The sequence below is a fragment of the Streptomyces sp. NPDC001415 genome (assembly GCF_053597395.1).
In genome coordinates, this window is the sequence record NZ_JBSFIE010000046.1 from 1 (window position 1) to 24,649 (window position 24,649).

The 24,649-nt window shown below is 71.0% G+C and carries 23 protein-coding genes and 2 pseudogenes; 11 read left to right on the forward strand and 14 right to left on the reverse strand.

All coding sequences use genetic code 11. The features are described from left to right. The first annotated feature begins 242 nt into the window (after nucleotides 1–242). From ACWC2B_RS34690 to ACWC2B_RS34700, 3 genes are all read left to right on the forward strand, one after another. Nucleotides 243–1,700 (forward strand): transferase, encoded by a 1,458-nt coding sequence (locus ACWC2B_RS34690; RefSeq protein ID WP_450723749.1) that lies wholly within the window; start codon nucleotides 243–245, stop codon nucleotides 1,698–1,700. Nucleotides 1,701–1,735: 35 nt separating this feature from the next. Then, nucleotides 1,736–2,446: a DUF4328 domain-containing protein gene (locus ACWC2B_RS34695; protein WP_450723751.1), complete on the forward strand. Its 711-nt coding sequence runs from the start codon at nucleotides 1,736–1,738 to the stop codon at nucleotides 2,444–2,446. 178 nt (nucleotides 2,447–2,624) lie between these two features. Next, the gene (locus tag ACWC2B_RS34700; protein WP_450723753.1) at nucleotides 2,625–3,485 is read left to right on the forward strand and encodes an esterase/lipase family protein; all 861 of its coding nucleotides are present in this window, start codon (nucleotides 2,625–2,627) and stop codon (nucleotides 3,483–3,485) included. Nucleotides 3,486–3,558: 73 nt separating this feature from the next. Here ACWC2B_RS34700 and ACWC2B_RS34705 read toward each other — a convergent pair whose 3' ends face one another. Beyond that, nucleotides 3,559–4,584, reverse strand: coding sequence for a lytic polysaccharide monooxygenase auxiliary activity family 9 protein (locus ACWC2B_RS34705; RefSeq protein WP_450723755.1), 1,026 nt, complete (start codon nucleotides 4,582–4,584; stop codon nucleotides 3,559–3,561). Between the two features lie 206 nt (nucleotides 4,585–4,790). On the opposite strand from ACWC2B_RS34705, the gene ACWC2B_RS34710 reads away from it, so the two are divergent. Together ACWC2B_RS34710 and ACWC2B_RS34715 are read left to right on the forward strand one after the other, a co-directional pair. Continuing rightward, nucleotides 4,791–5,267: a GNAT family N-acetyltransferase gene (locus ACWC2B_RS34710; protein ID WP_450723757.1), complete on the forward strand. Its 477-nt coding sequence runs from the start codon at nucleotides 4,791–4,793 to the stop codon at nucleotides 5,265–5,267. Nucleotides 5,268–5,308: 41 nt separating this feature from the next. Further along, nucleotides 5,309–5,881 (forward strand): annotated as a pseudogene (locus ACWC2B_RS34715) (class I SAM-dependent methyltransferase); the annotation flags it as partial. 328 nt (nucleotides 5,882–6,209) lie between these two features. Here the strand turns inward: ACWC2B_RS34715 and ACWC2B_RS34720 are convergent. After that, nucleotides 6,210–6,710 (reverse strand): DUF402 domain-containing protein, encoded by a 501-nt coding sequence (locus ACWC2B_RS34720; protein ID WP_450723759.1) that lies wholly within the window; start codon nucleotides 6,708–6,710, stop codon nucleotides 6,210–6,212. Nucleotides 6,711–6,918: 208 nt separating this feature from the next. Between ACWC2B_RS34720 and ACWC2B_RS34725 the strand changes: the two genes are divergently transcribed. Further along, the gene (locus tag ACWC2B_RS34725) at nucleotides 6,919–7,293 is read left to right on the forward strand and encodes a GntR family transcriptional regulator (RefSeq protein WP_450723761.1); all 375 of its coding nucleotides are present in this window, start codon (nucleotides 6,919–6,921) and stop codon (nucleotides 7,291–7,293) included. A gap of 206 nt (nucleotides 7,294–7,499) precedes the next feature. Here ACWC2B_RS34725 and ACWC2B_RS34730 read toward each other — a convergent pair whose 3' ends face one another. Beyond that, nucleotides 7,500–8,591 (reverse strand): DUF5925 domain-containing protein, encoded by a 1,092-nt coding sequence (locus tag ACWC2B_RS34730; RefSeq protein ID WP_450723763.1) that lies wholly within the window; start codon nucleotides 8,589–8,591, stop codon nucleotides 7,500–7,502. Between the two features lie 128 nt (nucleotides 8,592–8,719). Between ACWC2B_RS34730 and ACWC2B_RS34735 the strand changes: the two genes are divergently transcribed. Continuing rightward, on the forward strand, nucleotides 8,720–10,105 hold the full coding sequence (locus tag ACWC2B_RS34735; protein ID WP_450723765.1) for a xylan 1,4-beta-xylosidase: 1,386 nt from the start codon (nucleotides 8,720–8,722) through the stop codon (nucleotides 10,103–10,105). A 38-nt stretch (nucleotides 10,106–10,143) separates the two neighbouring features. On the opposite strand, the pseudogene ACWC2B_RS34740 reads toward ACWC2B_RS34735, so the two are convergent. The 5 genes and pseudogenes from ACWC2B_RS34740 to ACWC2B_RS34760 form a co-directional block, all read right to left on the reverse strand. Further along, a pseudogene (locus ACWC2B_RS34740) lies at nucleotides 10,144–11,343 on the reverse strand (lipopolysaccharide biosynthesis protein); the annotation flags it as partial. Between the two features lie 162 nt (nucleotides 11,344–11,505). Beyond that, on the reverse strand, nucleotides 11,506–12,315 hold the full coding sequence (locus tag ACWC2B_RS34745) for a polysaccharide deacetylase family protein (RefSeq protein ID WP_450723767.1): 810 nt from the start codon (nucleotides 12,313–12,315) through the stop codon (nucleotides 11,506–11,508). Then, nucleotides 12,312–13,337: a glycosyltransferase family 2 protein gene (locus tag ACWC2B_RS34750; protein ID WP_450723769.1), complete on the reverse strand. Its 1,026-nt coding sequence runs from the start codon at nucleotides 13,335–13,337 to the stop codon at nucleotides 12,312–12,314. The genes ACWC2B_RS34745 and ACWC2B_RS34750 overlap by 4 nt, the downstream gene beginning before the upstream one ends. Next, nucleotides 13,334–14,197 carry a glycosyltransferase family 2 protein gene (locus tag ACWC2B_RS34755; RefSeq protein ID WP_450723771.1) on the reverse strand — a complete coding sequence of 288 codons (864 nt, stop codon included), beginning with the start codon at nucleotides 14,195–14,197 and terminating at the stop codon, nucleotides 13,334–13,336. Before ACWC2B_RS34755 ends, ACWC2B_RS34750 begins: the two co-directional genes overlap by 4 nt. Nucleotides 14,198–14,535: 338 nt before the next feature. Continuing rightward, nucleotides 14,536–15,042: a hypothetical protein gene (locus tag ACWC2B_RS34760; RefSeq protein WP_450723773.1), complete on the reverse strand. Its 507-nt coding sequence runs from the start codon at nucleotides 15,040–15,042 to the stop codon at nucleotides 14,536–14,538. Between the two features lie 171 nt (nucleotides 15,043–15,213). On the opposite strand from ACWC2B_RS34760, the gene ACWC2B_RS34765 reads away from it, so the two are divergent. Next, entirely contained in the window at nucleotides 15,214–16,023 is an 810-nt protein-coding gene (locus tag ACWC2B_RS34765) for an SGNH/GDSL hydrolase family protein (RefSeq protein WP_450723775.1), read from the forward strand. A 9-nt stretch (nucleotides 16,024–16,032) separates the two neighbouring features. Here ACWC2B_RS34765 and ACWC2B_RS34770 read toward each other — a convergent pair whose 3' ends face one another. Next, entirely contained in the window at nucleotides 16,033–17,673 is a 1,641-nt protein-coding gene (locus ACWC2B_RS34770) for a serine/threonine-protein kinase (RefSeq protein WP_450723777.1), read from the reverse strand. A 276-nt stretch (nucleotides 17,674–17,949) separates the two neighbouring features. Between ACWC2B_RS34770 and ACWC2B_RS34775 the strand changes: the two genes are divergently transcribed. Continuing rightward, nucleotides 17,950–18,213, forward strand: coding sequence for a hypothetical protein (locus ACWC2B_RS34775; RefSeq protein ID WP_344375730.1), 264 nt, complete (start codon nucleotides 17,950–17,952; stop codon nucleotides 18,211–18,213). A gap of 29 nt (nucleotides 18,214–18,242) precedes the next feature. Here the strand turns inward: ACWC2B_RS34775 and ACWC2B_RS34780 are convergent, their stop codons facing one another. Genes ACWC2B_RS34780 through ACWC2B_RS34790 form a run of 3 tightly spaced genes read right to left on the reverse strand, consistent with a single transcriptional unit; the run spans nucleotide 18,243 to nucleotide 21,226 of the window. Beyond that, on the reverse strand, nucleotides 18,243–19,439 hold the full coding sequence (locus ACWC2B_RS34780; RefSeq protein WP_450723779.1) for a CaiB/BaiF CoA transferase family protein: 1,197 nt from the start codon (nucleotides 19,437–19,439) through the stop codon (nucleotides 18,243–18,245). Nucleotides 19,440–19,487: 48 nt separating this feature from the next. Beyond that, complete coding sequence (locus tag ACWC2B_RS34785; protein ID WP_450723781.1) at nucleotides 19,488–20,267, reverse strand: ABC transporter permease; 780 nt, start codon at nucleotides 20,265–20,267, stop codon at nucleotides 19,488–19,490. Further along, nucleotides 20,264–21,226, reverse strand: a complete 963-nt coding sequence (locus tag ACWC2B_RS34790) for an ATP-binding cassette domain-containing protein (protein ID WP_450723783.1) — start codon at nucleotides 21,224–21,226, stop codon at nucleotides 20,264–20,266. Before ACWC2B_RS34790 ends, ACWC2B_RS34785 begins: the two co-directional genes overlap by 4 nt. Nucleotides 21,227–21,290: 64 nt before the next feature. Between ACWC2B_RS34790 and ACWC2B_RS34795 the strand changes: the two genes are divergently transcribed. After that, on the forward strand, nucleotides 21,291–21,998 hold the full coding sequence (locus tag ACWC2B_RS34795; RefSeq protein WP_450723785.1) for a TetR/AcrR family transcriptional regulator C-terminal domain-containing protein: 708 nt from the start codon (nucleotides 21,291–21,293) through the stop codon (nucleotides 21,996–21,998). A 53-nt stretch (nucleotides 21,999–22,051) separates the two neighbouring features. Further along, nucleotides 22,052–22,585 (forward strand): GNAT family N-acetyltransferase, encoded by a 534-nt coding sequence (locus ACWC2B_RS34800; RefSeq protein WP_450723787.1) that lies wholly within the window; start codon nucleotides 22,052–22,054, stop codon nucleotides 22,583–22,585. Between the two features lie 22 nt (nucleotides 22,586–22,607). On the opposite strand, the gene ACWC2B_RS34805 is transcribed toward ACWC2B_RS34800, so the two are convergent. Then, entirely contained in the window at nucleotides 22,608–23,813 is a 1,206-nt protein-coding gene (locus tag ACWC2B_RS34805) for a type ISP restriction/modification enzyme (protein WP_450723789.1), read from the reverse strand. Between the two features lie 74 nt (nucleotides 23,814–23,887). Further along, nucleotides 23,888–24,640 (reverse strand): GntR family transcriptional regulator, encoded by a 753-nt coding sequence (locus ACWC2B_RS34810; RefSeq protein WP_450723791.1) that lies wholly within the window; start codon nucleotides 24,638–24,640, stop codon nucleotides 23,888–23,890. Between the last annotated feature and the right edge of the window lie 9 nt (nucleotides 24,641–24,649).

The following is a 24,649-nucleotide window of genomic DNA, read 5'->3' on the forward strand; positions in this document are numbered from 1 at the left end:
AGGTCCTCGTAGCGGAGCTACTAGGGCGTTTCGGCAACGCCGCGAGCGTGCGTGCCAGGCGCCGCGGGCCCGGGCGGGGTTTAGACACAGGCTCTGAATTCGCCGGCCTGCGGTCACGTTCTGTGGACCGGCGTGCCAGGAGCGGGCGTCCGCGCCTGACGACCGCTGCTGCAGCAATGTCACGGGGGTGCATTGAGGTGTCTTCTGGTTTACGGACGTCTGCTCGGCTGATTACCGCGACCGTGGTTCTCACCGCCTACGTCACGCTGCATGTGGCGATCACCGCGGGTCTGGACCTGCGCGCCCGCCACGATTTCCACGATGCCCCGGCGCGGGCCGAGGCCTTCGTCGCCGCGCTGGACCGCTACGGCGCCGGGGACGCGTCCGAGCGCGCCGACATCCTTGAGGGCGAGGCGTGGTTCAAGGAGAACGCCCGGTCCGGGGAAAGCCGGTCCGCGGTCTCCTCCTCCGCCGGAAGTGTCGAGAAGGGCGACCTTCCCGCCGCCCGCGAGCAAGCGGGCAACCTGGCGGAGAAGGCCGAGCACGATCAGGCGGCGCTCGACGACGAACTCGACTCGTTGGACGCCGCCACGCTGTGGTTGGCGCTGGCCACCGGGGTGTTCGCCGTGCCCGCGCTGTGGCTGCGGCGACGCCGCCGGGCGCGTGCCTCGGAGGTTGCCGAGTTGGTCAGCCATTTCACCCCGCGCCGGCCGTGGTGGTGGCGGCCGGTGTTCCTGGCGGCCAGCGCGAGCGGGTACATGCTGTTCACGACGGGTCTCCTGGCAACCAGCGCGGCTCAACGGCAGAAATCCACCTTCACGATGCCGTTGGTGGTGCAGGTGCTCCTGGTGCCGGTCGGCCTGGTCGCACTGGGGGCCGGCTTCCTGATCCTGCGCTACTCCCGCCCGCGCTCGGCGCGCGGCGCCGCCCGTGCCCTGCTCGCCGACGGCCGCCAGCCCGTGCTCTACCTGCGCAGCTTCGCCGACGACCACACTTCGGCCCAGGTCGACGACGGGGTGGCTCTCAACATTCATTCGCGGGAGGAGCAACTCGCCGGTACCTTGCGGGCCTTCGGCCCCGTGATCGCGGTGGGCAGGCCCGGGGAGCCGATGCCGCACCTCGGCGCGGCGCGGTTCTACCTGCCGCTCGACGACTGGCAGCCGGTGATCCTCCAGCTGATGCACCTGTCCCGGTTCATCGTGTTGCGCGTGGGCGTGGGCGAGGGACTGTGGTGGGAGCTCGGGCAGGCAATCGCAACCCAGCCCCCCGGCAAACTGATCCTGCTGACACCCGGTCAACCGGCGGGCGTGGCCGAACGGCTGGACCAGGTGCTGCCCATCCCGGCTCGGCTGGAGACGGTGTCCGCGGGCGACCCCTGGATCTCCACCGCCATCACCTTCGGCCCCGGTTGGATGCCGCATGTGCACCCGGTGAAGACCGCTCCCGGCACCGATGGGGCGCGAGGCAAAGGCGTGCGCGCCGCCATCAAGGCGACTCTGGGCCCCACGTCGGTGGCTTCGTCGGCGCGCCGTGCGGCCGGCGCCATGAAGGACGCACTGGCATCCGTGGGGGTCCGTGGGCGCATGGTCGTCATGCGGGCCGACACCGGCCAGCTGGCCACGCTGGGCAAGGGATTCCTGGCGGCTGCCGCCCTGGCCCTGGCATTCCGGGCGGTGCAGCTAGCCGCCGCCATCCGGTAGCGCGATCCCGAAGTCCGACTTCTTCAGGAGGATCCATGGACAGCCAACAGCAAGGTGTGCCTGCGAGCGTGAGCCCGGCCAATACGCAGGGGCACAGGCCGCTGACCGGCGCGGCCACCGTCGCGACAGCGCTGATCTTGTTGGAGCTCGTGCGCGAGGTACTGGTCTCGGTAGGCAACTGGCGTGGCTATTACGTCGTTCACGACTACCTGACCGGGGCGGCGACGGAGGCCGACCTCCGGGCCGCCGACTCCGATGCCCTCGCGAAGATTGCTTCATGGCCGAGCCTGGTGGTGTGGTTCGCGGCAGGCGTGGCGTTCCTCGTCTGGCTGTGGCGGGCGCGGATCAACGTCGAGCTGATGAGCGGTGCTGACTCACAACGCCGATCCCGGGGCTGGGTCATCGGTGCCTGGACAGTCCCGGCGGCCAACTTGTGGTACCCGTACCAGGTCGTGACGGACATCTGGAGGGCCAGCGCTCCTCGGCTGCCTGCCTCCATCGCCGTGATCAGCGCCTGGTGGGCTGCTTTCGTGGGGGCCCTCGTCGTCAGGCCAATCCAATGGCGCTTGGCCACGGAGGAGGCCACCTCCGAGCAGGACCTGCTGAACAACGCGAACGTCTCGACTCTGCTCGCGGCGCTCCTTGTGATGGCAGGCGTGCTGGTCATCGTCATCATCAGGCGAATCACGGCGTGGCAGACCCAGGCGGCCCGAGCGGACAGCACCCAGAAGTTCAGCGCGACGTGAGCCCGTCACACCACGACACGACACTTTTTACTGACGCGTAACTTCACTCCTACGCTACTCGTGCGTAATTTGGCGTGAGCACGCCCCGTACGCACCCAGTACGGCACCTCACTTGTGGTCCGGGCCGCAGGGCGAAACCCCCCATCGCAACTCCCTTGAGCCGCAAGGAGATCACCCGATGCTGCCCTGGAAACGTGTGCTCAGACCGCTGTCGGCGCTGTTGCTCGCCGCCGCGGCCTCCCTCGCCCCGGCAACCGCCGCGCATGCCCAGTCCGCGCCCAGCAGCGGCTGGAACAACTACTCCTGCAAACCGTCCGCCGCCCACCCCCGGCCCGTCGTCCTCGTACACGGAACCTTCGGCAACGGCACCGACAACTGGCTGGCCCTCGCCCCCTATCTGGTCAACCGCGGGTACTGCGTCTTCTCCCTCGACTACGGCCAGCTTCCCGGCGTGCCCCTGTTCGACGGCCTCGGCCCCCTCGACAAGTCGGCGGCCCAACTCTCGACCTTCGTCGACAAGGTGCTCGCCTCGACCGGCGCACCCAAGGCCGATCTGGTCGGCCACTCCCAGGGCGGCCTGATGCCGCGCTGGTACCTGAAGTTCCTCGGCGGCGCCTCCAAGGTCAACGCCCTCGTCGGGATCGCCCCCGACAACCACGGCACCACCCTCGACGGCCTCACCCAGCTCCTGCCGTACTTCCCCGGCGCCCAGGACCTGCTGACCCTCGCCACGCCGGGACTCGCCGACCAGATGGCCGGATCCCCCTTCGTCACCAAGCTGAACCAGGGCGGCGACACCGTCCCCGGAGTTCACTACACGGTCATCGCGACCAAGTACGACGAGGTGGTCACCCCCTACCGCTCGCAGTTCCTGGACGGTCCCGACGTCAACAACGTCCTCATCCAGGACAAGTGCTCGCTCGACCTGTCCGAACACGTGGCGATCGGTCTCACCGACCGCGTCGCCTATCACGAGGTGGCCAACGCGCTGGACCCGGCGCACGCCACCCCCACCACCTGCGCCTCCGTGATCGGCTGACCGCCGTTCGGGCCGTGCGACCGTACGCGGCCGCCCCTCCCGGTGTCCGGGAGGGGCGGCCTCCGCGTGCGGGTCAGCGGCTGTGGCGGCCCGCCGCCACGGCCTTGCGGCGGAGCGTCGCGAAGAGCGCCGCGGCGCCGACGGCGATGGCGCCCGCACCCCCGATGGCGAGGTACGGGGTGCTGCTGTCGCCCCCGGTCTCGGCGAGGTTCTGCGTGCCGGTCGCGGCGACCGGAGTGGCAGCGGCCCCGTTTTCCTGCGGCTTGTTGCCGGTTTTGGCCGCCGGCGCAGGCGCGGTGCTTGGCTGCGTACCCGTGGTGGCGCCACCGTGGTGATGCTGGACCGTCGACTTGGACGCGCCGTCCGCGATCTCCTGGTCGGTCGGCGCGGAGGCCGCCGGAGCGGGGGGGCCCGCTGCACCGCTGTCCTTGCCGAACACCACGTCGGAGCAGGTGTAGAAGGCCTCGGGGCTGTCCGAGCGCTGCCAGATCGAGTAGATCAGGTGACGTCCCGAACGGGCCGGGATCTTCCCTTCGAAGACGTAGTCGCCGCCCTGCATCGGCGGGTCGGTGACCTTGACGAACGGCGTCGCCTCCAGGTCCGACCACTTCAGCGGCTTCGACGGGTCGTAGCCGTCCTTGGTGACGTACAGCTCGAACGAGCCCTTGTGCGGGGCTGTTCCCTTGTAGTGGAAGGTGTGGTTGCCCGCCGACAACTTGGTGGCCGGCCAGTCGCCGCGCGGCAGGTCGAGGCCCTTGTACTTGTCGTTGCCGCCGCTGCACAGCTTGCCGTCCGGGATGATCTCCTTCGACCTGCCCGCGGCGTTGGCCATGTTCACCGCGTTCCAGTCGTAGAAAGCCTGCGCACCACTGACCGCGACGGCCGCCTTGCACGCCGCCGACTTGGCGCTCTCGGGACCCTCCGCGTAACAGGCCGAGACCCGGCTGACCGGATCCGTCATGGAGCCGTGGGCCGCGGCGGGCCCGGCCGCGAGCCCCGTCAGGGTGAGCGGCGTGAAGCCGAGGGCGGCGACGACGGCGGCCCTGCGCCGACGGGGTCCCCGCTGCTCGAACGCGGTGGAGAGCTTGGGGAAGGTCATCGTGGCGTACTCCTTCGACGGTGCGCGGGCATGGGGGGAGTGGGGGGTTCGTGACGGCCGGATGTCCCGTCCGGCGATCAGCACGCTAGCCCTGAGAAACCATGAAATCCCCTGCTGGGAGCGGGTGATGGCGATCCTTATGGTCGCTTTAAGGAGCCACTCAGAACTGATTAAGAACAGGCCCGCCCGAGACGTACCGTGGCCCCATGAACGATGAGATACGGCTCGCGAACCCCGACGACGTACCGCGCGTGAAGGAGGTCACCGACGCCGCCTACCACCCCTATGTCGAACGGATCGGCGTCGTGCCCGTCCCCATGGAGGCCGACCACGCGGCGAACGTCGCGGCCGGGCGGGTCTTCGTCGTCGGCGACCCGGTCGTCGGGGTCCTGGTCCTCGTCCCGGAGCCGGACCACCTCTTCCTCGACTCGATCTCCGTCCACCCCGACGTCAAGGGCACCGGCCTCGGGCGCCGGCTGCTGCACTTCGTGGACGAGCACGCGCGCACGCTCGGCCTGCCCGAGGTCCGGCTCTACACCAACGCCATGATGTGGGAGAACCAGAAGATCTATCCGCGGTACGGGTACGAACTCGTCGAGCGGCGTGTGGAAGGGCCGTACGACCGCCTGCACTACCGCAAGGTGCTCTGCCCGCGAGCCGGTGGCGAGGCGGGCCGAAGCTGATCGCCGGGCCGATTGTCAGTGGTGCCTGGCACGATCGGGGCATGGACATCAACTGGGACGAAGCCGCTGACACGTTCGACGAGGAGCCCGATCACGGCCTGCTCGACCCCTCGGTGCGGGCCGCGTGGGACGAGCGCCTCGCGGGGTGGCTGCCGGACCGGGCGGGCGAGTTGCTCGACCTCGGGTGCGGCACCGGGAGCCTGTCGCTGCTCGCCGCCGGGCGGGGCCACCGGATCACGGGCGTCGACCTGTCGCCCCGGATGGTCGAGCGGGCCCGCGCCAAGCTGGCCGGCACCGGCGCCGAGGTGCTGACCGGGGACGCGGCGCGGCCGCCCGTCGAAGGGCGCACCTTCGACGTGATCCTGGCCCGCCACGTGGTGTGGGCCCTGCCCGACCACGAAGCGGCGCTGCGGCACTGGTGGTCGCTGCTGCGGCCGGGCGGCCGGCTGATCCTGGTCGAGGGGGTGTGGGGCAACGCCGGCATACCCGCCGAGCAACTCATGGGCACACTCGGCGAGTTGACGGCCGAGGCGCGCTGTGAACGGCTGTCCGGGGACGCGCGGTTGTGGGGACGCGAGGTGGACGATGAACGGTATGTGGTGGTCGCTACGGCGGCCGCGGTGGCGGGCGATGATCGCCCGGTTGCGGCCTGACCGGAGTCGCCGTCGCGAGAGCGGGGGTTGCGCGCCGTCAGCGGGCGGGCTTCGGGGGCTCGCGCGATGCGCACTCCCGAGGCGTGGTCGCCACGGGCCGGTGCAATGGGCACGGCCGACGCGCGGTCGTCACGGGCACTCGGGATGCGCGCTCCCGAGGCGCGGTCGTCACGAGTTCGCGCGATGCACTCTCCCGACGCACGGTCGTCGCAGGCGTGCGGGATACGTGCCGCCCACGGGCTGGAGCGGCGGGCCCGCAGGGGGTGCGTCCCCGCAGGCCCGGCGGTCCTCAGTCGATCAGTGCCGTGAACTGGCCCAGTTTCGCGAGGAGTTCGAGCTCCTCCAGGGCGGCCACGGCGCGGGCGGCGGCCTGCGGGTCGCGCTCGGCCAGGCCGCTCGCGGCGAACTCGTCCTCGTCCAGGCGCAGTACGGTCGCGCCGTCGGCCGAGAGCCAGAGGTCCAGGTCGAGGTCCTCGGCGATCACCTCGCCGTCCTGGACCACCGCGGGCCGGGCGATGTCGCAGTACCAGCCCTTGAGCACCGAGTCGGCGTCGCGGACTTCCTTCACGGCGTACCACCGGTCGCGCCAGTAGTGCTCGGTGAACACGTCGCCGGGCTCGAAGCGTACGAAGCCGAAGTCGCGGATGCCCTCCGCCGCCCAAGGGGCGCGCACGGTCAGCCGGGTGCCGTCGTCGGACACCACCGACGCCGGATAACGCAGCTTCGTACGCCCGGCCTTGACCAGGACGACCTCGATACGGGTGCCGGCCTCGGCCGAACTCGTGGACATGACGTACCTCCGTGGCACATATCTCGTAGCGGAAGGATTCGCACGGTACGCGGGGCCGCAGATCGGGTGCCTCCCATTTTCGAGGGAGGGCGAGCCGAGTGCCCTCCGCTTCCCTGGGGTGAGCCGGAACCATCCGCGGCCCCATCTACGGCCCACCCACGGCGCCGCCCGTTTTCGCGGAGCCGGTTCCGCGGGGGACAATCGGGCTGTGACCCTCAAGATCGTGATCGACCAGGGCGCGGCCACCGCGCCGTACGAGCAACTGCGCGCCCAGATCGCCGACCGGGCCCGGTCCGGGAAGCTGCCGGTGGGCTACAAACTGCCCACCGTCCGGGGCCTCGCGGAGGATCTCGGGCTCGCCGCGAACACGGTGGCCAAGGCCTACCGGGCCCTTGAGGCGGACGGGGTCATCGAGACCCGGGGCCGCAACGGGACGTTCATCGCGGCGGCCGGGGACGCGTCGGAACGGCTCGCCGCGGCGGCCGCGGCGGCGTACGCGGGGGAGGTCCACCGGCTCGGGCTCGGGCGGGATGCCGCGCGCGCGGCGGTCGAGGACGCGCTGCGGGCGGCGTACGGGAAGTAGACGCCTGCGCCGGGCTCTGCCCCACCCCGCCCCTTCCCCCAAAGCCTCCGGCGGTGAGGGTTCCGAGTGCGGGCTGTGGGTGGCTGGTCCCTCCCCCAAGTTCTCGGCTTCGCTCGAACAGGGGGGACCCCCATCGCGGCGGAGCCGCACAATGTCACAGCCCCGCGCCCCTTTGGGGGGCACAGGGGATCACAAGACGCGGGGAGTTACAGATACAGCCCCTCGTCCGCCCCCGCCCGCTGATCCGGCACCGACGCCGGGGACGTGCCGCGGCGCAGGGCGTACAGCTCGGCCAGCGTGGTGCCGTCCCGGGCGACGCCCTCCTCCGTGCCCAGCCAGCCGACCGCCTCCGCCCGGGTCAGCGGGCCGACCTCGATGCGGGCGAGGCAGCGGCCGGGGCGTACCACCGCGGGGTGCAGGCGCTCCAGGTCCTCGTTGGTGGTGACGCCCACCAGGACGTTGCGGCCCTGGCCGAGCAGGCCGTCCGTGAGGTTGAGCAGCCTCGAAAGGGCCTGGCCCGCCGTGTGCTTGGCCTCGCCGCGGATCAGCTCGTCGCAGTCCTCCAGGAGGAGCAGCCGCCAGCGGCCCTTCGCGCTGCCGTCGTCCTCGCCGATCGCGATGTCCATCAGATAGCCGACGTCGTTGAAGAGCCGCTCCGGGTCGAGCACGCAGTCCACCTGGCACCAGTCGCGCCAGGACCGGGCCAGGGTGCGCAGCGCGGAGGTCTTTCCGGTGCCCGGCGGCCCGTGGAGCAGGAGCAGCCGGCCCGCGATGTCGTCCGGGGTCACCTTCATCAGGCGGTCCATCGCATCGGCCACCGGTGCCGTGTAGTTGGGCCGCACCTCGTCCCAGGTGCCGGCCGCGATCTGCCGGGTCGTGCGGTGCGGGCCGCGCCGCGGGGACACGTACCAAAAGCCCATGGTGACGTTCTCGGGCTGCGGCTCCGGCTCGTCCTCGGCGCCCTCGGTGGCCTGTTTCAGCACCTGCGCGGCGAGCTCCTCGGTGGTCGCGGTCACGGTCACGTCCGCGCCCCGGTTCCAGCGCGAGACGAGCAGTGTCCAGCCCTCGCCCTCGGCGAGGGTCGCGCTGCGGTCGTCGTCGTGGGCGGCGCGCAGCACCTTCGCGGTGGGAGGCAGCAGGCTGAAGCCCTTCTTGACCCGGTCGATGGACGAGCTGTGCGAGAACGGCTGCTCGCCCGTGGCGAAGCGGCCGAGGAAGAGCGCGTCGACGACATCGGAGGGCGAATCGCTGTCGTCCACGGTCAGCCGGATCGGCAGCGCGGCTTCTGGGGTAGACATGCCGCCCATGATCCGGCACCGCGCCCGCGCGTGCACCTGTTTTGTCCCGTTGACGGTTGGGGGACGTTCTGTCCCTGTTCCGGTAAAACTGGCCGGAATGCCAACTGCCGCCGATACGCTGCCCCGTGATGGAACGTCATCGAGGAACCGCCGTCCGGAGCCGGAACTCCAGGGCGCCCCGGCACCGGACCTCGGCGGTCCTGGCCGCCGTCCTCCTCGCCGCACTCGCCCTCGTCCTCGCCATGTGCGGCGGTACGAACACAAACGCGGGCGGGGCCGGACCCGGCCGCACCGGTGCGAGCAACACCGACACCGCGCTCGGCTGGGGCTTCACCCACACCCAGTACAGCGCGGACACCGGCGACGACGATGCCGTGAAGCGCGCCCGCGACCTGCTCTCGGCGCAGGGCCTGCCGCAGAACCAGGCGATCATGGGCTGGGGCGCCGGCAACCCCGAACCGTCACCGGGCACGTACGACTTCTCGGATCTCGACCGGCGCGTCCACTACATCCGCTCCACCGGCGCCACCCCCGTCATCACCCTGTGCTGCGCGCCCGACTGGATGAAGGGCGGCCGGACCGGGGCGAGCAGGACGGACTGGAGCGTGAAGGCGCTGGAGTCGGCGCCGCTGCCCACCCACTACAAGGACTTCGCGGCGCTGGCCGCCAAGGTGGCTCAACGCTATCCGGACGTACGGCACTTCATCGTCTGGAACGAGCTCAAGGGCTTCTACGACGACACCGCCCAGCGCTGGAACTACGAGGGCTACACCCAGCTCTACAACCAGGTGTACGACGCCCTGAAGAAGGTCGACAGGAACAATCTGGTCGGCGGCCCCTACCTGGTCATGGACAGCTATGGGCCGCAGGACCAGTCCTACGCGTCCGCCCTGAAGGGCCCCTGGGGCTCGGTCGACCAGCGGGTGCTCGACGCCTTCACGTACTGGAACAAGCACAGGAAGGGCGCCGACTTCGCGGTGGTCGACGGCGCCGGCTTCACCCGTACCAACCAGCTGATTCCCGATGCCTTCGGCGCCACCGACAAGCTGACCGCCGTCAGCGAGTGGGTGCGCGAGCAGTCCGGCCTGCCGGTGTGGTGGGCCGAGTACTATGTCGAGCCCGAGAAGTCCGGCTGGAACGAGCAGCGGCGCGTCGCCACGCAGGCCGCCGGCCTGATGGCCCTGGCGCGCGGCGGTGCCGCCACCGCCTTCTACTGGAGCCCCGAGGAGCAGAGCGGCCCGTGTCCCGGCTGTCTGTGGACGCCGACCCAACAGGGCGGCGGGGGACGGGAGTTGCCCATGTACGCGCTGATCGCCAAGTTCGCCAAGGCGTTCCCGCCGGGCACCGGCCTCACCACGGTGAGCGTCGCCGCCGATGACGTGCCGAACGTGCGGGTGCTCGCGAGCGCCAAGGACGTGCTCGTCGTCAACACCATCGACCGTGCCATCGACGCCAAGGTCGACGGCAAGTCGTTCCCCATGGCCGCCTACGAGGTGCGCTGGCTGACGCGTTGACCCGCTGACGCCAGGGCCTGTCCGCCGGGCGGACCCTAGGCCGAGCGCAGCACCCCGAACAGCTTCACCGCCGCGATCGCCGCGATCACCGACAGGCTCGCCGCCTCCGCGATGCCCACGCCGGTCAGGCCGAGGGGAGGCAGCAACGCGAGCGTGGAACCCAGCACCAGAACGCACAACGCGCCCTGGAGACAGGCGAGTCCGGCCGTCCGGCTCTGTGCGCGGAGCACCGCGAAGTACAGCTCGATCACCACCCGCAGCAGCGCCCCGACCACCAGCCAGCGCAGCAGCGCCGTGGCATGACGGGCGTACCCCTCGCCGAAGACGTGCAGGATGTGCGGCGCGAAGGCGAAGAGGAAAGCGCAGATCGGCACCACGATCTTGATCATCCGCAACAGTGCGGCCCGCGCGTTGCGGCCCAGCCGCTCGGGATCGTGCGCGCCCTCGACGGTCAAAGAGGCGCCCATGTTGATGGCGAGCAGTTCGACGGTGCCGCCGATGGTCGCGGTGATGTAGAAGTACGCGTTGTCGGCCGAGCTGATCTGCGAGGCCACGATCACCGGCACGAGGTAGACCACGGCGAGCGCGAACAGCGAACCCGTGTAGTCGCCGGCCAGGAAGCGGCCCAGCTCCCGGTAGCTCGGCGGCCGGGCGGTGCGCACGGTGAGCTCCACATGGCGCGGGACCAGGCGCCGGAACACCAGCCAGCCCAGCGGCACCACGGACACCGCGATCGCCGCGACCCACGACACGAAGACGCCGCTGGTCGGCAGCGCGGCCGCGATCGCCACCAGGAGCAGCAGCTTGACCGCCGAGAACGCGGTGTTGCCGACCGGCACCCAGAACGCACTGCGCAGCCCGGTGAGCACGCCGTCCTGCAGGGTGAGGATCGACCAGGCGATGACCGCCGCGATGAAGCCGAGCCCCTTGAACGGGCCGTGCAGGAACCGGTACGAGGGCCCCCAGAAGTCGAGCGTCTCCATGAAGACCAGCGCGGCCACCCCGACGACGCACGCGCTCAGCGCATAGGTGCGCAGGACCAGACGGCCGGTGGCGGCGCCCGACACGGGGATGAAGCGCGCCATCGCCCCGGTCAGGGTCAGCGCGGTGATCCCGGCGAGGAACTTCATCGCGGCGATCGCCGCCGAGCCCTGGCCGACCGCGTCATCGGTGTAGTACCGGGCGGCGACCAGCCAGAAGCCGAGCCCGAGCACCGCGCTGATGCCCGTGTTCAGCATCAGGGCGTAGGCGTTGCGGAAGAGGGGGGTGCCCCGGCGCCTGTCCGAGGTCGAAGTGCCGAGGTCCTGGGCGGTGCTCACGTCAGCCACGGGTACCGCTCACCTTCTGGTTCTGGCCGGTCGTCAGAGCCTGTGGCCGGGCCGGTCCGGATAGGGGCTCTCTCAGTCGCCGCCGAGCCCCCGCCGGGCCCGCCGGGCCGCGCGGACCAGGGCGTAGCCCTTGGTCAGGACGCGGTCACCGGCGAAGGTGCGCGCGATGTCGCGGCCGGTGCCCACGAGGAGCCGCTCGAACTCGTCGAGGCCGGTGGTGCGCCGCACCGTCACCCGCTCCAGGGCGTACGGACCCTGGCGCCGCTCGGCGAGCGCGTTGCCCACGGCGAGTGCTTGGGCGAAGCCCGCGGAGCGCACCGTGCGCCGCACCCGCCGGCTGGAGTAGCCGTACGGATAGGCGAACGAGACGGGGCGGCGGCCGAGCTCGTCGGTGAGGATCTCCTTGCAGCGCAGCGTCTCGAACCAGAGCCGCTCATCGCCGAGTTGGTCCATCTGCGGATGGCTGTGACTGTGCCCGCCGATCTCGCAGCCGCCTTCGGCGAGCTCGCGCACCTGGTCCCAGTCCAGCATGGTGTCCAGGGCGTTGCCGTCGTCGTACGGGCCGCGCAGCCAGCCCGTGGAGACGAAGAGCGTGGAGGCGAAGCCGTGCTTGGTGAGGACCGGCAGGGCGTGGCGGTGCACGCCCTCGTAGCCGTCGTCGAAGGTGATCAGGACGGGACGGCGTGGAAGCGCTCCCGCCGTGCGCCAGGCGTGCGCCAGCTGGGCCGTGGTGACGGGTGTGCGCCCCAGCTCCGCGAGCAGCTCCATCTGGTCGGCGAAGGCGTCCGGCGCGACGGAGAGCCCGAACGCCGCCTTCGCGGGGCTGTGCGCCACCGAGTGGTACATGAGGACGGGCACGGGCCCCGTCCGCGCAGCCGTCATGCCGCCTCGCCCTCCTCGTTCGGATCCGCGGCCGGTACGCGCTCGATGGGGGCGACGGTGAAGGTGACCCCGCCCCGCAACGCCCGTACGGTGCCGAGCAGATAGCCGCCGGTCGCCACCGCGACGCCCGCCACGATGGCGCTCGCGCGGCCCGCGCCCCCGGCCCGGCCGAGCACCGCGTCCCGCACGCCCCGCACCACACCGGCCGGCAGGACCCGGGTCGTGTAGCGCCGCTCGGACTCAAGTCCCTTGCCGGAACCGACACTTCGAGCCACCAGCGCCTTGGAGAGACCCTCCGCGTACGCCCTCGTGCGGAAGTAGCCGAAGCGTTCGCGGGCCGCGGGCACCCGGTGGTGGATCACCGAGCGGTCGTCGATGAGCAGCACGGCGTCGGGCAGCGCCTTGCTGAGCCGGATGCACAGCTCCGTCTCCTCGCAGCCCAGCGGCCGCTTGTCGCCGTCGCGGCCGATGCCGGTCGCGAAGCCGCCCGCGGCGTCGAAGGCGGACGTACGGAAGGAGGCGTTGCCGCCGAGGACGTTGCGGACTTCGACGCGGCCGGGCGGCAGCCCCCGGTAGGTGCAGCCGACGATCCAGTCGAACTCCTCGGGGAACCAGGAGGGCCTGCGGCCCGAGGCCCAGGCGGGCATCGTGCGGCCGCCGACCGCCATCACGCGCGGGTCCTCGTACCCCTCGGCGAAGTGCCGCAGCCAGTCGCGCTCGGCCACCGCGTCGTCGTCGAGGAAGGCCACGAACTCGCCCCGGGCCATCGAGATCGCCGTGTTGCGGCCGGCCGAGAGGCCGCGGGGGCCCGCGTTGGCGAGCACCCGCACCTCCCCGGACGCCGCGTACTCCTTGAACTCCTTGGTGAGCCGTTCCAGGAGCCGCTCGTTGTGGTCCACCACGAGCAGCGTCTCCAGGGCCGGCAGCGACTGCGTGCGCACCGAGGCGACCGCCGCCAGGATGTCCTCCCAGCGGTCCTCGGTGTACACGCAGATCACCACGGAGAAGTGACGCTCCGTCAAGACACCTCTCCCCGCCGTGTGTTCAGGAAGACGGCCTGGGTGCGCCGACGCGCCCGGGGGACCGCCTTCTCCCGGAGTATCACCTTCAGGACGCGGATCCCGTCGCGCACCGCGCTGAGGTTGGAGACACCGTGGATCCGGTTGTACTCGTAGCTGGGGACCTCCTGGACGCGCAGGCCCGCCTTGACGATCCGGATGTTGATCAGGGTCTCGATCTCGAACCCGGAGCAGTCCAGCACGATCTTGTCCAGGCAGTGCTTCCAGAAGGCGTTGTAGCCGTAGCAGAGATCGGTGTAGCGGGCGCCGAACTTGCGGTTCACGATGCCGCACAGGACGGCGTTGCCGAGCTTGCGGATCGGGGTCATGTCGTCGGTGCCGCCGCCGTTGGCGAAGCGGGACCCCTTGGCGAAGTCGGCGCCGCCGACCAGCGCGGAGACGTAGCTGACGATCTCCTCGCCGTCCGCCGAGCCGTCCGCGTCGACCATGACGATGATGTCGCCGGTGCAGGCCGCGAAGCCACTGATCAGGGCGTCGCCCTTGCCCTTGCCGACCTGTTTGACGACCTTGACGTCGGGCCACAGTTCACGGGCGACCTGCACGGTGTTGTCGGTGGAATTCCCGTCGACCAGGACGACTTCGTGGATCCAGTCCGGAAGTGTCTTGAACACGTGCGGAAGATTCTCGGCCTCATTCATGGCCGGGATCACGACGCTCACGGGCGGCGCAATGGCGAGATTCGCCGAAACCGGTCGATACGCAGCGGATATTCGGCTGGTGGCGACGGAATCCGGGTGGCTGTCCGGCGATTCCGCAATTAATTGATCTTGGCCCGGGACAGCCGGGCGCACGGAAGGAGTCATGATGAGTCTCTGTCCCTCTCGTCCGGTGGACCGCCCGCCCCCGGGCAGTCCGGATGAGTTTCCGGTTACGAAAGGGGGGTTCTCACCCCGGTCATGACGGCATGGCGCACCGCACTCATTGGGTGAGCTGGCTTTGCTGGCCGCGCGGCCCGTGTTGCGGCCCACGCATGGCGAAGACCGAGCACGGCACCCCCCTACCGCGCCCCGCTCCGGTATCCATCGCGACGCTTGAGCCCTCCCCCAGCGTTGCTTTGCATGATGGACCGTTGCGGGTGGATGTAAGACGGTATTGATGATTGGGACTGTATGGCAAGACCTCAGTCGAGGCCTCACGTTTCTCAGTTTTTGACCGGACTTTCACGGTCGCATCCGGAGCGATTCACCCCCGTACCCAGCAGGAAGAGAAGAAGGCTGATCACGCCCACGGCTGTGATGCCGTTACGGGTCGACCAAAGGTGCAGACCTGCCATGCTTTCGGCGGTCAGCAGATCGATGAGTACTGCTCCTGATAAAGACGCCACCATGCGGGCGAGCGGTTCCAGTCGGCGCAGTGCGAATACGGCCGCTTCCGCGGGCGCGGCCACCAGGTAGAAGAGCGCGAGCGGAGCGCGCAGCGGAGAGTCCAGGTCGACGAAGGCCAGGACGGCACCCACGGTCGAGACGCCGAGCGCCGCTCCCGCGAGGACGGGCGGCAGGTCGGCGACGACGAACGTGCCCGCTGCCGATCTGTCACTGATGGTCTGCATTGGCGACGGTTCCCCCCGATGCGCCGGATGCGAGGCTTCAATGTGACGCAGTTCGGACAGTTCCGTCAAGACGCCGATTCGCTTGCTCTGAACGGACATTGACGGTCCATCAGCGGAGTGTGGGGCTCCGGTGAAGGATTACTCGCGAGTTGCTGACAGATCATCATGTAGCCGCAGATGTCCGTCGGTTGTTCTTGGCATGGACACTTCCCGTGATCTGTGGGGGCTGGTACCACTGCCGTGGCGGAAAACCCGCTACAAGGAGGTTCCATGAAACTGTCCCGAATCGCGGCATATGCATGGGCGCTCGTGCTGGCTGTCGCGCTTTCCCTCACCGGGGCCGGCGTGGCCGCAGCGGCAACCCAGGCGGCCGGATCCCACTACGTGGCCCTCGGCGACTCGTACTCTTCCGGCGTGGGAGCCGGCAGCTACGACAGTTCGAGCGGCAGCTGCAAGCGCTCCACGAAGGCCTACCCGGCCCTGTGGGCGGCGGCGCATTCACCCGCCTCGTTCAACTTCACCGCGTGCTCCGGCGCTCGTACGGGTGATGTGACGTCGAGCCAGCTCGGCCCGCTCAGCTCCACCACCGACCTCGTCTCGATCACCATCGGAGGCAACGACGCCGGCTTCTCGGACGTCATGACCAGCTGCGTCCTGTACTCGGAGTCCACCTGCCTCAGCAAGGTGGCGGCGGCCCGCGGTTACGTCGACTCGACGCTGCCCGGCCTGCTCGACTCGGTGTACTCGGCGATCAGATCCAAGGCCCCCAACGCCCACGTCGTCGTCATCGGATACCCGCACTTCTACAAGATCGGCGGCAACTGCGTCGCAGGCCTCAGCGAGAACTCCCGCTCCGCGATCAACGGGGCGGCCGACGAGCTCAACTCGGTGACCGCCAAGCGCGCCGCCGACCACGGCTTCAGCTTCGCGGACGTCGTCCCGGGCTTCACCGGACACGAGATCTGCTCCGGCAGCCCGTGGCTGAACAGCGTCGTATGGACCAACATCGGCGAGTCCTACCACCCCACCGCCGCCGGCCAGGCGGGCGCCTACCTGCCGACCTTCACCAACGCGGCCTGATCCTTTCGCTCACCCGCCGGGCGAGGACGAGCCCGGCGGCGAGTACGAGGAGGAGGCCCCGCCCGTCGGGGTCTCCTCCTTGCAAGTGACCTTGTACGCACCCGAGTTGGACGATGCCTTCACCGGCCCGCGCACCTCGACATGAACCTCGTTGGAGCCGCTCCGCTCCGGCGACTCGGTGTGCACCACCTGCCGGGTCCGCGGCCCGCCCGAGGCGAACGAGAGCGTCTTCCAGCCCGGATCCGATGACTGGCCGTCCCTCGTGACCCACCGGTACTCCACATCCGCCGGCGTACGCCCCACTGTGAAGACGGCCACCATCGAGGGCGCCTGCGCGTTCGGCGCCGGGCACGCCCCTTCGTAACTCCCGCGCACCACCTGGAGGTTGACCTCCACCGACTGGGCGGGCGGCGATGAGGAGGATGCCGAGGCGGAGGGGCTCGCACTCGTGCTGGACGACGGGGAAGGGCTGCTCTTCCCGCTCGTGGCGCCGGACGTTCCGGGCGCCTGGGAGGAGTGTGACACCGAGGGCGCGGGCGAATCGCCGCTCGACGAACCCCCGTCGCCGCCCTGCCCGTTGTCCCGCACCAGCACGTACACGAGCCATCCCAGCGCGAGCAGCAGCACCAGGATCCCGGCGAGCAGGACGGCCCCCGTGTGCCGGGACGGTTCGGCGTCCCGCGTCGTCATCGTGCCGCCGCCGGGTGCGGCCGCGGGGACCGGCATCGGCGGAGTCGGCGCCAGTCCCGCCGATCCGGCCACTACCGTCGTGGCCTCGGAGCTTCCCAGCGGGGCTCGCGCCGAGCCGCCCGCCGCGACGATCCGCAACTGGTGCTCGGCCTCCTCGCCCGGCCATCGCTCCGCCGGATCCTTGCGCAGCAGTCCCTCGATCACCGGCGTCAGCGGGCCCGCCCGGCGCGGCGGCGGCAGCGCGTCGTCGACCACCGCCCGCAGCGTGGAGAGCGGGGTGTCCTGCCGGAACGGCGAGTTGCCCTCGACCGCCGCGTACAGGAGCACGCCGAGCGACCACAGGTCCGAGGCGGGGCCCGGCGTGCGCCCCAACGCCCGTTCGGGGGCCAGGAATTCCGGCGATCCGACGACCTCGCCGGTCATCGTGAGCGTCTGCGTCCCCGCCACCGTCGCGATGCCGAAGTCGGTCAGGACCACCCGGCCGTCGTTGGCGAGCAGCACGTTCGCCGGCTTCACATCGCGGTGCAGCACACCCGCCTCGTGCGCGGCACGCAGCGCCGCGACCACCTCGGCGCCGATGCGCGCGGTGCGCTGCGGACCCAGCGGACCCTCCGCGTCCAGGACGTCGGACAGCGCGAGGCCGCGCACCAGCTCCATGACGATCCACGGCCGGCCGTCCTCGGTGGCCACGTCGTACACGGTCACCACGTTGCGGTGTGAGATCCGGGCCGCCGCCCAGGCCTCCCGCTCCAGGCGCGCGTACAGCCGTCGCACCTCGGGGGAGTCGAGCGAGGGCGGGGCCAGGACCTCCTTGACGGCGACCTCGCGGCCCAGGACCTCGTCCCGGGCACGCCACACGACGCCCATGCCGCCCCGGCCGAGCGGTGAGAGGAGCCGGTAGCGCCCCGCGATCAATCGCTGCTCACTGCCCGGCACTTCGCTCACTGGCGAGCCCCCCATCCGCGGCGGAGAAACCCTTCCAAGTTAGCTCAGGGCCGGGCCGCTGCCGCCCCCTTGAACGGCAATCCGCACCCCGTGCGAACACAGGTCGCGACTCTGTGTGATGGCATGTCAAGGATGTGTCCAACTCGCCCTGGAATCAGCGGAATTCGGAGCGTAGTTGTCAACCTTCGGCCCCTCAAGGTGAATCCTGCCACCGGGATACACGAGTGTGATGCGGGGGCGATAGGGTTACCCTGCCCGGGGCCGGGTGCCCTCGTACGGGTGGGGAGTGACATGGAACAGATAACAGTGCGCAGCAGGGCGCGAGTGCCTGCCATCACCTGCGGGAGCAGTGCGACCAGCTCGCGGCTCGACCGCCACCTCTCGGTGCTCGGCGGCCCTGCCGTCCCGCAGCGCGAGGCGGCCGAGGCGACGTTGCTGATGCGCGAGCTGACCTCGCGTGATGTTGCGCACACCCGCAAGAGCAAGAGTGCTCGCGTCTCGCTCTTCGCGCCGCTGCGGCGGCTGCGCCGCTCGCTCTTCGGTAGCCGCGGCTGAACCCACTCCCGACACCGCACGCACCGCGCTCAGGCGATCACGCCGTCCCGGCGCAGCTCTGCCAACTGCTCGTCCGTCATTCCCAGGGCCCGCAACGTTGCGCAGGTGTGCTCGCCGAGCGCGGGCACCGCACCCATGAGCGCCTCCTGACTGCCGCCCAGATTGATGGGCGGCAGCAGCGCCCGCAGCGGCCCCACCGGTGAATCCACCTCCCGCCAGCGGCCCCGTGCCGCCAGCTGCGGATGCGCGGCGACATCCCCGACCGTGTTGAGCCGGGCACAGGCGATCCCCGCCAGCTCAAGGCCGGCGACCGCCTCGGCCGCTGTGAGTCCGGCCAGCGTCCGCGCCACCACCTCGTCGGTCTTCGCCCGGTTCTCGACCCTCGCCGCATTGGTCGCGAAGGCCGGATCATCCGCCAACTCGGGCTGCTGGAGCACCAGTTGGACGAGCCGTCGCCATTCCCGGTCGTTCTGTACCGAGAGCAGCACCTGCCCGCCGTCGGCCGTGGGATAGGCGTCGTACGGCGCGATCACGGCGTGCGCGACTCCGGTGCGCGCCGGTTCGGTGCCCCCGTGCATCACGTGGTGCAGCGGATGCCCCAGCCATTCGGCGAGCGCCTCCAGCATGGAGATCTCCACCGGCCCGCCGCGTCCGGTCGTCCCGCGACGCACCAGGGCCGCCAGGACGCCCGAGAAGGCGTACATGGCGGCCGCGATGTCGGCGGCCGGGACTCCGGCCTTGACGGGCTGCTCGGGCGTCCCGGTGACCGACACCAGACCCGCCTCGCACTGCACCAGCATGTCGTAGGCCCGCTTGTGCGCGTACGGGCCCTCGGAGCCGTAGCCCGATATGTCCACGGCGACGAGCCTCGGGTGCGCCGCGCACAGGGTCGCCGCGTCCAGGCCGAGCCGGGCGGCCGCGCCGTGCGCGAGGTTCTGCACGAAGACGTCGGCGTCCGCGATCAGCCGGTGCAGTACGTCCAGGCCGCGCGGGTCCTTCAGGTCCAGGGCCACCGACTCCTTGCCCCGGTTGCACCACACGAAGTGCGAGGCGAGGCCGCGGGCCGCGGTGTCGTAGGCGCGGGCGAAGTCGCCGCCGTCGGTGCGCTCGACCTTGATGACGCGGGCGCCCAGATCGGCGAGCTGGCGGGTCGCGAACGGTGCCGAGACGGCCTGTTCGACGGCGACGACGGTGAGGCCCGCGAGGGGCAGCGGCTGAGTGCTCATAGCCGTACCTATCGCGTACGGGCCGCCCTTGTCACCTCTTGGCGCTGATCAGCGGCCCGCATGCGCGTAGCGGCGTACCGCGAGCGGCACGAAGACCAGCAGCAGGAAGGCGCACCAGGCGAGCGAGCCGGCCACCGGGTGGGCGACCGGCCAGGCGGCGTCCGCGGCCGGTGAGGCGTTGCCGCAGAGATCGCGGACGGCCGAGGCGACCGCGCTGATCGGGTTCCACTCGGCGATCGTGCGCAGCCAGCCGGGGAGCTTGTCGGTGGGGATGTACGCGTTGGAGAGCAGCGGCAGGATGAACGTCGCCGAGCCGAGCTGCCCCGCGGCCTCCTCGCTCTGCGTCAGGAGCCCGAGGAACGAGCCCATCCAGGTCGTCGCCAGGCGGAGCAGCATCAGGAGCCCGAAGGCGCCGAGTGCGCCCAGCCCGCTCTCGATCCGCCAGCCCACCGCGAGCCCCACGAGCATCAGCGGAATCATGCCGAGCGCGGTGGTCAGCAGGTCGGCCGCGCTCTGGCCGACCGGGACCGCTGCCCGGCTCATCGGCAGGGTGCGGAGCCGGTCCATCACGCCGCGGTGCGAGTCCTGCGCGGCCTGGAACATCCCGGTCATCAGGCCGTTCGCGGCGGTGGCCACCAGGAGGCCCGGCACCAGATAGGCCCGGTACTGCTCGCCCGGCACGGCGAGCGCGCTGCCGAAGACGTAACCGAAGAACAGCAGCATCGTGATCGGCATGGTCTGGGTGAGGATCAGCACGCCGGGCGCGTGCTTGATGCGCTGGAGCTGGCGGCCGAGAAGGGCCGTGCTGTCGTACGCGAGCGAACTCATGTCACAAGCTCCTTGCGGGAGTTGGCGGCGTCGGTGAGGCGCAGGAACACCTCGTCGAGGGTGGGCGGGCGCAGGCTCGCGTCGAGGATCGGGACCCCGGCGGCGTCCAGCTCGCGCACGATGCGGGGCAGGGTGAGCGTCGGGTCCATGGAGACCGCGCCCACCGTCCGCTCGGCGGCGTCGAGTTGGGGCTCGGCGCCGGTCAACTGGTCGAGAACTGAGGCGGCTTGAGCCATTCCCGCCTCACTGGCGACCACCACCTGCGCGTACGAGCCGATCCTCGCCTTGAGCTCGGCCGGGGTGCCGGTGACGGCGGCCCGGCCCTGGTCGATCAGGACGATGGTGTCGGCGAGCTGGTCGGCCTCCTCCAGGTACTGGGTGGTGAGCAGCACGGTCGTGCCCTCGGCCGCCAGCGCGCGCACGGCGGCCCAGATCTGGTTGCGGCTCTGTGGGTCGAGGCCGGTGGTGGGCTCGTCGAGGAAGAGCACCCGGGGTCGGGTGAGCAGGCTCGCGGCGAGGTCGAGTCGGCGCCGCATGCCGCCGGAGTACGTGCCGGCCGCCCGGTCGGCCGCGTCCAACAGGGCGAACCGGCCCAGGAGTTCACCGGCGCGCTCGCGTCCGGCCGCCCCGCGCATGCCGTGCAGCTTCGCGAACAGCTGGAGGTTCTGCCGGCCGGTGAGTTCGACGTCGACCGAGGTCGACTGGCCGGTCACGCCGATCCGCCGGCGCACCGCGTCCTGCTCGCGCACCACGTCGTACCCGGCGACCCGGGCCGAGCCCGCGTCCGGCGCGAGCAGCGTCGTCAGCAGGCGTACGGCCGTCGTCTTGCCCGCGCCATTGGGGCCGAGCACCCCGCAGACGGTGCCTTCGGCGACCGCGAGATCGAGGCCGCGCAGCGCGTGGACCTCGCCGAAGCGCTTCTCCAGACCTTCACTAAGTACAGCGTACGTAGTTGTCATGCGGCACACCATAGCGCACTACGTACGGCGTACGTAACTACGATGGGGGGCGAGGTGATGATCCATGGCAGGGCGACCTGCTGAACCAGAAGTGATCTGGGCGCGCCCCGAGCGCGCCGGACGGGGCCCCAGGCCCGCATTCAGCCGTGCCGACATCGCCGCCGCCGCCGTGCGGATCGCGGACGCGGACGGTATCGACGCGGTCTCCATGCGCCGTGTCGCGACCGAGCTGGGCTGCGGAACGATGTCGCTGTACAACTACGTGCCGCGCAAGGAGGACCTGTACGAGCTGATGGTGGACGCGGTCAGCGCCGAGTACGAGCTGAGCGATCCGACCGGCGACTGGCGGGCCGACATGCTCGGCCTCGCCCACCAGACGCGGGCACTCATGCACCGCCACCCGTGGGTGCCGGGCCTCATGTCCCCGGTGTACGGCTTCAGCCCGAACGCGCTGCGGTACCTGGAGCACTGCATGACCTGCCTCGACCCGCTCAAGGCGAAGTACGGCACGAAGATGGAGCTGATCGCCTCGGTGAACGGCGTCGTCACCACGTACGTCGCCAACGAGATCGCCACCGCCGAGCGCACCCGGTCGCTGCCCTGGTCGGCGGAGCAGGAACACGGCGTGCGGATCGGCTACCTCCTCAGTCAGGTCTCCACGGGCCGCTACCCGCGCCTTGCCGCGGCCTTCGCGGAGGACTCGGGGCCCATCGACCTGGACGCGGTCTTCGAACGGGCGCTGGGCCGGACGCTCGACGGGTTCGCCACATAGCGGGAGGCGGGGGCGGATTTCCGGCTCGGCCCCCGCCCGTGCAGGATGGCCCCATGACCGAGATCCGCACCCCCCGCCTCCTGCTGCGCCGCTGGACCGACGACGACCTCGTCCCCATGTCGGAGATCAACGCCGACCCGGAGGTCATGCGCTGGATCGGCGACGGCTCGGTCCGCGATCTGGAGCGGACCGCCCGGGACATCGAGCGCTGGGAGGACGAGTGGGACGACGAGGGCTTCGGGCTCTTCGCCGTCGAGCTCCTCGGCTCCGGCGAGCTGATCGGCTTCACCGGCCTGTCCGTGCCGTACTTCCTCCCCGAGGCGGCCCACGAGGTGGAGATCGGCTGGCGGCTCGGCCGGCCGTTCTGGGGCCAGGGGTACGCGTCCGAAGCGGCTCATGCCTCGTTGGAGTTCGCGCTCCAGGACCGCGGGCTCGACCGGGTCATCAGCATTTCCCGGGTGGGCAACGACGCCTCCGAGAACGTGATGCGCAAGCTCGGCATGAAGCTGGAGCGCGAGACGGTCCACCCCGAGTTCGGGCACGCGCTCAACATCCACTCCATCGACCTGACGGAGTATCAGGGCTGAGGCCTGGGGGTTCCCGTCGGGTTCAGATGAGGGCGAACTGGCCCCCGGGTCCCTCCTCGTGGTGATCGAGTACGGACGCGGGGTGCCGCGCCCCGTCCGGTACGGGCAGCACACCGGCGGCGCGAAGCTCGCCCCGCGTCACCGGCTTCGTGACGGCATCGGCCAACTCCGCCCGCCGCGGGCGCAGTTCACCGAGCAGGGCGAGCGCCGTGATCAGTTCGAGCAGGTCGGAGGTCCGCTCCTGGGGCCAGTCGGCCGGGCCCACGGCGGTCAGCGTGCCCGGCTCCCGGGGCTCCGTACGCCGCTGGAACCACAGCTCAAGCATCCGCACCCCGCCCACCTGGAACTCCCACGCCTCGCGGGGCACCGGGGAGATCCGGCCGCCGTCGCCCACGTGCAGGGTCTCCTCCTCGGCGTCGTAGCGCAGCTCCCGCGGGCGGGCCGGCAGCGTCGCCCGCACATAGGGCCGCCGTCCGCCGGGCAGCCGGGGCTTCTCGCCGCCCCGCGCCCCGCGCACCATCAGCGCACTCATCCGGCCCCCCAACTCGACGCCGGTGGACCAGAGTCGGGGATCCCGGGGCAGTGGCACGAGGCAGCCCGCGGCACTCGGGCGGGCGGCCGCCACGCCCCAGGCGAGCACGTCCTCGGGCATGACCTCGATCCCGTACCTCTCGGAGAGGAAGGGGGCCAGGCCCGGCGCGAGGTTCGGTTCGAGGCCGCCCGGGCGGCGGTACAGCGGGCGGATGCGACCCGGGCGCCCAGCGGGGGAGCGGCCGTCGGGCAGCAGGGCGGAGACGGTCAGCGCGGGCCCGTCGTCCTTCGGCAGGTACCCCTGCTCCACCGCGAAGAGCTGGTGCTCGTCCGCCACCCGCCACAACTCGGGCCGCGCCGCGTCGATCAGGCGCTGGTCCGGTATCAGCCACTGCTCGTCGAAAGGCCCGTACCGGAAGCGGACCGGAGCCGGGCACGGGCCCTGTTCCTGGGCGAACGGGCCGGTTCCGGCGGCCCGGCCGGGCAGAGCCGCGACCGCCGAGCGGAGGGTACGGGCCCTGCTCGGGCCGAACAGCCGCTCCCGCTCGGCCCCTTCGGAGCGTACGAGCAGATCCCAGCGGGAGCGCAGGCTGCGCTCGTCCGGCGCCACCACCCAGTCGCGCCCCAGCCGCAGCGCAGCCACCGACCAGGGCATCAGGTCGTCGAGGAGAGGCACGTCATCGCTCACAGCCAGCATGCTAAGCGTGCCGCGGGAGCGGCGGTCTTCGGCTGCGGACCGGCCGTGGCCGCCCCGCGCCCCTTCAGGGCGGATCAGCGCGCCTCGACCGTCACCGAGAACGAGAAGCGGTCGCCGCGGTAGTGGATCCTGGCCACGTCGACGACCTGGCCCTTTCCGTCGTACGCCACGCCCGTGTAGTGCAGGATCGGCGACAGCAGCGGGACCTGGAGCAGTTCGGCGGTCACCGGGTCGGCGAGGCGGGCCTCCACCGTGTCCGTGATGCGCGCGATGTCCACGCCGACCGCGTCGCGCAGCACCTTGGTCATCGGCCAGCGCTCCAGATCCGCGAGCTCGATCGCGGCGGCCACCTCCGGACGCACCGCGTTGCAGGCCCAGTTGGTCGGCTCGCCGCTCTCCTCGTCGCACCGCAGCCGCCGGTACGTCACGACCTCGGGGCAGCCCGGGAAGTACTCGGCGAGGTCGCCGGGGACCGGCTCCGGGCCGTGGCCCAGGATCGTGGTGCGCTCGCCCGACTGCTGGGCCACGATCGCGTCGATCGAGCCGAGCAGCCGGACCGGCGATGCCCGCCGGGCAGCCGGCTCGATGAACGTGCCGCGCCGCCGGTGCCTGCTGATCAGGCCCTCCTCCTCCAGCTCCTTGAGCGCCTGGCGCATCGTGAGCACGCTCACCCCGTAGTGCGCCGCGAGCTGCTCCTCGGTGGGCAGGCGCAGCGAGGCGTCGGGGGAGCGGCCCAGTATCGAGGCGCGCAACGACTGGGACACCTGGTACCAGAGCGGCAGCTTCCGGTTCAGGACCAGGGAGTCGGGTGCGAAGGAGGAGGTCACAGGGACTCC